General features: G+C 66.5%; 5 protein-coding genes and 1 pseudogene. 5 read left to right on the top strand and 1 reads right to left on the bottom strand.

Annotated elements, in window-relative coordinates; translation table 11 throughout:
- Window positions 1–71: 71 nt before the first annotated feature.
- Entirely contained in the window at window positions 72–1,136 is a 1,065-nt protein-coding gene (locus QRM60_RS20635; protein WP_115540372.1) for an SDR family oxidoreductase, read from the bottom strand.
- 408 nt (window positions 1,137–1,544) lie between these two features.
- Between QRM60_RS20635 and QRM60_RS20630 the strand changes: the two are divergent.
- From QRM60_RS20630 to lpxK, 5 genes and pseudogenes are all read left to right on the top strand, one after another.
- Window positions 1,545–4,070, top strand: a pseudogene (locus QRM60_RS20630) (DNA internalization-related competence protein ComEC/Rec2); the annotation flags it as partial.
- Window positions 3,964–4,632 (top strand): MotA/TolQ/ExbB proton channel family protein, encoded by a 669-nt coding sequence (locus QRM60_RS20625; RefSeq protein ID WP_011037273.1) that lies wholly within the window; start codon window positions 3,964–3,966, stop codon window positions 4,630–4,632. The pseudogene QRM60_RS20630 and the gene QRM60_RS20625, both read left to right, overlap by 107 nt.
- A gap of 3 nt (window positions 4,633–4,635) precedes the next feature.
- Window positions 4,636–5,073 (top strand): biopolymer transporter ExbD, encoded by a 438-nt coding sequence (locus tag QRM60_RS20620; protein ID WP_019237622.1) that lies wholly within the window; start codon window positions 4,636–4,638, stop codon window positions 5,071–5,073.
- The gene (msbA, locus tag QRM60_RS20615; protein ID WP_115556131.1) at window positions 5,070–6,839 is read left to right on the top strand and encodes a lipid A export permease/ATP-binding protein MsbA; all 1,770 of its coding nucleotides are present in this window, start codon (window positions 5,070–5,072) and stop codon (window positions 6,837–6,839) included. The genes QRM60_RS20620 and msbA overlap by 4 nt, the downstream gene beginning before the upstream one ends.
- The gene (gene lpxK, locus QRM60_RS20610; RefSeq protein ID WP_042599151.1) at window positions 6,836–7,891 is read left to right on the top strand and encodes a tetraacyldisaccharide 4'-kinase; all 1,056 of its coding nucleotides are present in this window, start codon (window positions 6,836–6,838) and stop codon (window positions 7,889–7,891) included. Before msbA ends, lpxK begins: the two co-directional genes overlap by 4 nt.
- The last annotated feature ends 63 nt before the right edge of the window (window positions 7,892–7,954 follow it).

Below are 7,954 nucleotides of genomic sequence, written 5' to 3'. Positions count from 1 at the left end.
ATCCATTTGGCCTTCTTGGCACTATTACTCAGAAGATCGTGAACAGGTTCTAAGAAGCCAGGACCTGTTCGTCAGGGAATGATTCGCTGCGCGCGCAGCCGGGTGAACAGTTCCAGGAACGCGGCACGGCTGTCGTAGAAGTCCAGAAAGCCCAATTCGCGGCTCTTGGTCATGTCGTTGACGCATTCGATCTCGCGGCCGAGGTCGGCATCGGTATGCCACCACGAGGCGAGACGGTTGACGTCCGGCTCCACCAGGCCATGCTTTGCGGCCAATTCCGTCCATTGCGCCGGGGCGGTGTCGCTTAGGCGTACTTCCAGCGGTTCGGGCGTCTGCGGGCAGGGCGCCGCTTCCAGGCCGAAGAATTTCGCAATCTCGCCCCACATCCAGCGCCAGCGAAAGACATCGCCATTGACGGTATTGAACGCCTGGTTGCGCGCTGCCGGGCTCAGGCCGGCCCATGCCAGTTGCCGGCCGAGCAGGCCGGCATCGGTCACATCGGTGAGGCTGTTCCATTGTGCCTGCGAGCCGGGGAACACGAACGGTTGCCCGGTGTGTTTGCACAGCGAGGCATACACCGCCAGGGTCACGCCCATGTTCATCGCGTTGCTGCCGTTGGCAATGCCAACCATGGTGTGCGAGCGGTGCACGCTCCAGCCGAAGCCGTGCTGTTCGGCATGCTGGAATAGTAGATCTTCGAGGGTGTAGTAGAAGTTCTCGCCGGGCTGGCGCGGCTCGCTTTCGCGGAACGGGGTTTCCGCCTTGCCACTGCCGTAGTTCTCGAAAGCACCCAGGTAGTGCTTGGTGCCGGTGACCAGCGCCATGTGCTGAAGCGGCGCCTCGCTCAAGCCATCGCACAGGTGTCGCATCATCGCGCCGTTGGCTTCGACGTTCTCGCGCTCGGTATCGCGGCGCGTCCAGGTGCAGAAGAACACGTGCGTGATCGGTAGCCCCTGCAGCGCACTTTTGGTTGCCTCCGCATCGAGCAGATCGGCCGCTACCGGGATCACGCCTTCGTGCGGCAGTGGGCGGCGCGCCAGGCCATAGACGGTCCAGCCGTCGGCGAGCAACACATTGGCGAGGTTGTAGCCGGAGATGCCGGTCACGCCGACGATCAGTGCAGTACCTTTACGCATGGGGGAACTCCTCGGAAACAGCGTCCACCATAGCGATGCGGCCATGAAATCAGGGCGAACGCAGGCCTGATTTCACTACGAAATGAAGCGCGTTTGTAGAACGGATCATTGCTGTGCCGGGTTTGTGCGCGGTGTGCCGCGTGGCGGGTTTCGGCGCGTGTGGACGGTCGAGGCGCCAGCGGCGGCAGCGTGACGCGGATCGCTGGAAGCATCCGCGGTCCTGCTCACCTGCGCTCGGCCGCGTGCATCGGCTCAAATGCGGAAGCGAAGGTTGTGATGCAACGCTTCGAGCGGTTGCTTTGCCTGCAAGCTCTCGCGCCATCTTCCTACCCGGCAACACGCTGAACGCTGCTGCCCGTCGTGGCAGACGATCGTTACGTTGAGCAATGGATCGGCAACGCGCGGGCAATGGAGATGGACAATGCAACGCATGCGGTGAGGCCACTCGCTGGCGGCACCGTGGCGGTCGCAGCCGCGTTGCTGCTGGGCGTGGTGGCATGTGCCTGGTCACCGGCGGCACTGTCGCACACGGTCTACGGTAGTTGCCTGCTCATCGGCGCAGTCGGCCTTGCCGCGCTGCGCCGGTGGCCGCGGCGCTGGTTGTTGCTGAGCGCGGTGTGCGTGGCAGGATTTGGGCTGATGGGCTGGCAAGCGGCTGGAGTGCTGCGGGCGCAGCTACTGCCGGCCGATGAAGCGCGCGAATGGGTGGTGCAGGGCAGGGTGGCGGGCCTGCCCATCGCCGAGCCACGCCGCACGCGTTTCCAGTTGCGCCTGGCTGATGACCCGGCGCAGCCGCAAGCGCTGCGTGGCGCACTCCTGCAGGTGAGCTGGTACGACGACTTTGGTGCAGACACCATCGGCCCACGCTCCGCGTTGACGGCCGGCGCCACCTGGCAGCTGCGCCTGAAGCTGCGTGCGCCGCGCGGTCTGCGCAATCCGGGTGGTTTCGACGCCGAGCGACAGGCGCTGGCGCAACGCATTGCTGCAACCGGCTATGTGCGCATGCCCGCTGCGGCCAGGCAGGTGACGCCGGCCAGCGGCGTGGATGCATGGCGCGAGCGCATGTCGGCGCGCATCGGGCACAGCATCTCCGGGCCGGCGTCGCCTTACCTGCGTGCCTTGGCCTTGGGCGACACCCGCGGGCTCGACGATGCCGCGTGGGCGACCTTGCGTGCGACCGGGCTGAGTCACCTGATTGCGATCTCCGGCTTCCATGTCGGCCTGGTCGCCGCGTTCTGCGCGCTGCTTATCACTGCAGTCTGGCGCCTCTTGCCTGGCCTGGGAACGCGCGTGCCACGGCTGCATGCGGCTGCGGTGGCGGCGTTGCTTGGCGCCTCCTGCTATGCAGTGCTCGCCGGCCTTGCGCTACCAACGGTGCGCACCGTGTTAATGATCGCGGTGGTGGCGCTGGCCCGTGTGCTGCGTCGCCGCGCCAGCACTGCGCATATCCTGGCGCTGGCAATGTTGGCGGTGCTGCTGTGGGATCCGTTGAGCGTGTTGGTGGCCGGCTTCTGGCTCAGCTTCGCCGGGGTTGCGTGGCTGGTGTGGTGCCTGCCGGTTGACGATCGTTCGATGCTGCGCGGATTTCTGTCGGCGCAGGCGGTGGCGACCATTGGCCTGTTGCCGTTGACGGTCAGCTTGTTCGGGCAGGCGTCGCTGGTGGGGCCGCTGGCCAATCTGGTTGCGATCCCGTGGTGGACCTTCGTGGTGGTGCCGCTGGCCTTGCTTGGCACCGCGCTGGAAGCGGCCTGGCCGGGTGCGGGCGTCTGGGCCTGGCAGCTGGCCGGCTGGTGTTTCGAGCTGACCTGGCCCGCATTCGTCTGGCTTGGGCGCACCCAGGTGGCGTTGTGGTGGGTGCCCGAATCCGACGCCATTGCGCTCGTCGCGGCGCTGGTCGGCGCATTCTGGCTGCTGATGCCTCGGGGAACGCCGGCCAAATCAGTGGCGTTGCTGTTGTGGCTGCCGCTGCTGTGGCCGGACCGTGCCCTGCCCGAAGCCGGCGAGGCCGATCTGCAGGTGCTCGATGTCGGGCAGGGTCTGGCAGTGCTGGTGCGGACCCAGCGGCACGCCTTGCTGTTCGATACCGGCCCGGCGGTCCGTGATGGATTCGACGCTGGCGAACGGGTGGTGCTGCCGGCATTGCGGGCGTTGGGGCTCCGGCGGCTGGACGCCATCGTGCTCAGCCACGCCGATGCCGATCACGCCGGCGGCTACGCTGCGGTGCGCGCCGGATTGCCGGTGGCCGATACCCTCGCGCCGCCCGGCGCTCCGCTGGATGTGCGCCGCCGCTGCCAGGCCGGGCAGCACTGGGAGTGGGAGGGCGTCCGGTTCCGGTTCCTGCATCCCACCGCGGGCTTTCCCTACCTGCGCAACCAGTCCAGCTGCGTGCTGCTGGTGGAGACGCGCTACGGGCGTGCGCTGCTGCCAGGCGACATCGACAGCATCGTCGAACACCGCCTGCTGCATGCAGGGCAGGCGCAGCTGCGCGCCGATGTGGTGGTGGTGCCGCATCACGGCAGCGCCGATGGCTCGCATGCCGGCTTCGTGGCGGCCACCGCGGCGCGGCTTGCGCTGGTGTCCTCCGGGCATGGCAATCGTTTCGGCCACCCACGCGCAGACACCGTGCAGCGCTGGCAGGGCGCCGGTGCCGAGGTGCTGGATACCGCCGAGACCGGTGCGGTGCGGGTCTGGCTGGGCCGCGAGGGGCTGCAGGTCCGCGAGCGTCGCCGCTGGCAGCCACGGCTCTGGGATGCTGCGGAACGGCGGCGGTCGGCTGCTATCCTATCGGCCAGCGAATAGGCGGCCGCGTTGCCGGAGGAATCGAATCGTGTTGGAGCTGGTCAAGGCAGGCGGTTGGCCGATGGTGCCGTTGCTGTTGTTGGGCGTGATCGCGCTGGCGATCGTGCTGGAACGTCTGTGGACCCTGCGCCGCAACGAGGTGAGTCCGCCGGGTCTGGGCGAGGAAGTCCGCAACTGGGCCGCGCGCGGCAAGCTGGACCCCACCCATATCGAGTCGCTGCGCCGCAATTCGCCGCTGGGCGCCTTGCTGGCAGCCGCGCTGGATGTGCGTGGGCGTAGCCGTGACCTGATTCGTGAGCGCATCGAAGACACCGGCCGTCATGTGGTGCATCGCATGGAGCGCTATCTGAATGCATTGGGCACGATCGCCTCGGCGGGGCCGCTGCTTGGCCTGCTGGGCACCGTGGTCGGCATGATCCAGATGTTCCTGGGCATCCTCGATCACGGCGTGGGTGACGTGAACCAGCTGGCCGGCGGTATCGGCAAGGCGCTGGTGTGCACGGCCACCGGCATGATCATCGCGGTGCCGTCGTTGATGGCGCACCGGTTTTTCAAGGGGCGTATTGCCGGCTACATCATCGAGATGGAGCAGGAAGCGACCTTGCTGCTGGACACGATGGAAGGCCGCCCCGTGCCAGGCGGCACCGCAGCTGCGGCGTCCGTGCCGGCCGGCAACCCCGCCATGGCGAAGGGCTGACGGATGCGCATCGGCAGTGACCGAAGCCAGGACGAGCCACAGATCGACCTGGTGCCATTGATTGACGTCATCCTCGTCCTCATCATTTTCTTCGTGGTAACAACAACCTTCGACGCCCGCTCCACGCTGCAACTGCAGTTGCCCACTGCCAGCGACCAGAACACCAGTGCGCCGCCGCGTTCGCTGAGCGTGCTGGTCAATGCCGATGGACGCTATTTCATCAACGACCAGGAAGTGCTGCGGTCGGATGTGGATTCGCTCAAGCAGACCATTGCCCAGGTTGCCGGCGACGACCGCGAGCAGACCGTGCTGATGCGTGCCGACGCGCGCACGCCGTATCAAGCGGTGGTGACAGCGCAGGACGCGCTGGGCCAACTCGGTTTCCGCCGCATCGCCATTGCTACGGCGCCGGAAGCGGGCAAGAACGGAACGCGGCAGTGAAGACCATCAACGAGAACGTGCCACAGGTGTCGTCCTGGCAGACCTATCGGCGTCTGCTGGCATTCGCAAAACCGTACCGGCTGCTGTTGGTGGCCGCGTTGATCGCCGCATTGATCGAGGCCGCCGGGACCACAGGCTTTCTGGCCTTGATGAAGCCGATCACCGACGAGACCTTCATCTACAAGAACGCCGAAGTCAGCCGCTGGCTACCGGTGCAGATCATCCTGTTGTTCGTGATCCGCGGTGCGGCCGGTTACATCACCGACATGGCGATGGGCAAGTCTGCGCGCAGCATCGCGCGGGATCTACGCGTCAAGGTCATGTCCAAGTATCTGCGCCTGCCGGGCTCGCGCTTCGACTCCGAACCGGTGCCGTCGATGCTGATCCGCCTCGGCTCGGACTCGGATCAGGTCGCGCAAGCCGCTGTGGATGCCGTGAAGGTAATGATCCAGCAGTCGCTGCAGGTGATCGGCGCGTTGGCGCTGATGCTGTGGCATAGCTGGCAGGTTACGCTCACCATTCTGGTGCTGGCGCCGGTGCTTGCCTGGGTGATGGACAAGGTGGCGCGCCGTTATCGGCGGATCAGTCACAGCATCCAGGAGAGTGGGGCGCATCTGTTGCAGGCCGCCGACCAGACCTTGTCCAGCCATCAGGAGGTCAAGATCTACGGCGCGCAGCAAAGCGAGATGGAGCGTTACTCGGGCCTGGCCGACCGCAATCTCAGGCTGGCCATGAAGGTCGAATCCACGCGCGGCATTTCTACCGCCACCGTGCAGATGATCGGCGCGATCGGTCTGTCCGCGCTGTTGTTCGTGGCTGGCGCGCAGGCACTGGCCGGGCGCCTGACGGCCGGCGATTTTGTGGTGTTGATGACCTCGATGCTGACGATCATTCCGGGCCTCAAGCAGCTCACCAATGTGCAGAACATGGTGCAGCGCGGCCTGGCGTCTGCCGAACGCCTGTTTTCGGTGCTAGATAGCCCTGACGAGCCCGACCAGGGCCAGGTGCCGCTGCCGCGCGCCAAGGGATTGATCGAATTCCGCGATGTCACCGCGCGCTATCCGGGGCAGGCCAATCCTGCGTTGGCCGATGTCAGCTTCGTGGCACAGCCGGGCACCGTCACGGCGATCGTCGGCCGCTCCGGCAGCGGCAAATCCAGCCTGATCAAGCTGATTCCACGCTTTTACGAGGCCGAGTCCGGGCAGATCCTGCTCGACGGTCACCCGGTGCAGGCCTATGCACTGGCCGATCTGCGCCGCCAGATTGCCCTGGTTGGCCAACAGGTGATGCTGTTCGACGGCAGCATTGCCGAAAACGTGGCATACGGCGAAATGCGCCAGTGCGATGCGGGGCAACTGGAGCGCGCCATCCAGGGTGCAAATGCGATGGAGTTTGTCGCGCAGCTGCCAGAGGGCCTGCAGTCGCACGTGGGTACCAAGGGCGGGCGCCTGTCCGGCGGCCAGCGCCAGCGTCTGGCGATCGCACGCGCGATGCTCAAGGACGCGCCGATCCTGATTCTGGACGAGGCGACCGCCGCACTCGACAACGAATCCGAGCGGCTGGTGCAGGACGCCTTGCACAAGTTGATGCCGGACCGCACCACCTTGGTGATCGCGCACCGGTTGTCGACGATCGAGCATGCCGACCAGGTGCTGGTGATGGACCAGGGCCGCATCGTCGAACGCGGTACGCATCAGGAACTGCTCGCGCTGGGCGGGCTGTACTCGCACCTGCACGGCATGCAGTTTCGCGAACGTCAGGCATGAGCAAGCGCGGCGCCCGCACGCCGGGCTACTGGTATGACAACACGCCCATCCCGCTGCCGGCCCGCATGCTTGCGCCGGTGTATGGCGCGGTCACCGCAATGCGCCGCAGCCTGTATCGGCGCGGCTGGTTGAAGCGCCATGGCGTGCCGGTCCCGGTGGTGGTGATCGGCAACGTCACCGCTGGCGGCACCGGCAAGACGCCACTCACCATTACCTTGGTCAGCCGGCTGCAACAGGCCGGCTGGACCCCGGGTGTCGCCAGCCGTGGTTACGGCCGCGATGACGCCGGGACTGCGCGCTGGGTCGATGCGGACACGCCAGTAGCGCTCGGCGGCGACGAACCGGTGCTGATCGCCTGGAAAACCGGCGCGCGCGTGCGCGTGGACACTGATCGTCTGGCCGCGGCGCGTGCCCTGGTCGAGGCCGGCTGCGACATCATCGTGTGCGACGACGGGCTGCAGCATTACCGGCTGGCACGCGATGTCGAAATTGAAGTTGTCGACGGCCACCGCCGTTATGGCAACGGACGCATGCTGCCCGCCGGGCCATTGCGCGAACCCGCAGCGCGTGCGCGCGAGTGCGATTTCCGCGTGGTGAATCTGGGCCAGGGCAGCGATGCAGTGGTACCGGCGGTCGCCACGCCAGTGGCCGATACCGATGCCGGGTTCGGCGAATGGCAGATGCGTCTGAGCATCGACAGCGTGCAGCCCATGGATGGCAAACGTGCACGGCCACTTGCCTCGCTGGCTGGGCAACGCGTGCATGCCGTGGCCGGGATTGCGCACCCGGAGCGGTTTTTCGCGATGCTGCGCGCACGCGGCATCGGCGTGGTGCCGCATGCGTTTCCCGATCATCATGTGTACCGCGCGCAGGACTTCAGCTTCGGCAGCCGCCTGCCGGTGCTGATGACCGAAAAGGACGCGGTGAAGTGCCGGCCCTTCGCCGACGAGTGGCTGTACAGCGTGCCGCTGAAGGCGGAGCTGCCGGCGGCCTTCTGGGTGAGTCTGCTCGATCGCCTCGGCAAGCTGGCCAGCCGCCATCCCGATGCCTGAGGGTGTCGGCAGCGCCTTGGCAGCAACGAAGTAGGGTCGGTCGATGCAGCCTCCATCCTTTCC

This window comes from Xanthomonas sp. fls2-241-TYG-148 (genome assembly GCF_030208815.1).
Classification (GTDB): Bacteria; Pseudomonadota; Gammaproteobacteria; order Xanthomonadales; family Xanthomonadaceae; genus Xanthomonas; species Xanthomonas campestris.
The sequence above is the reverse complement of the archived record's forward strand: the minus strand, read 5'-3'. Positions and strand labels throughout refer to the sequence as shown.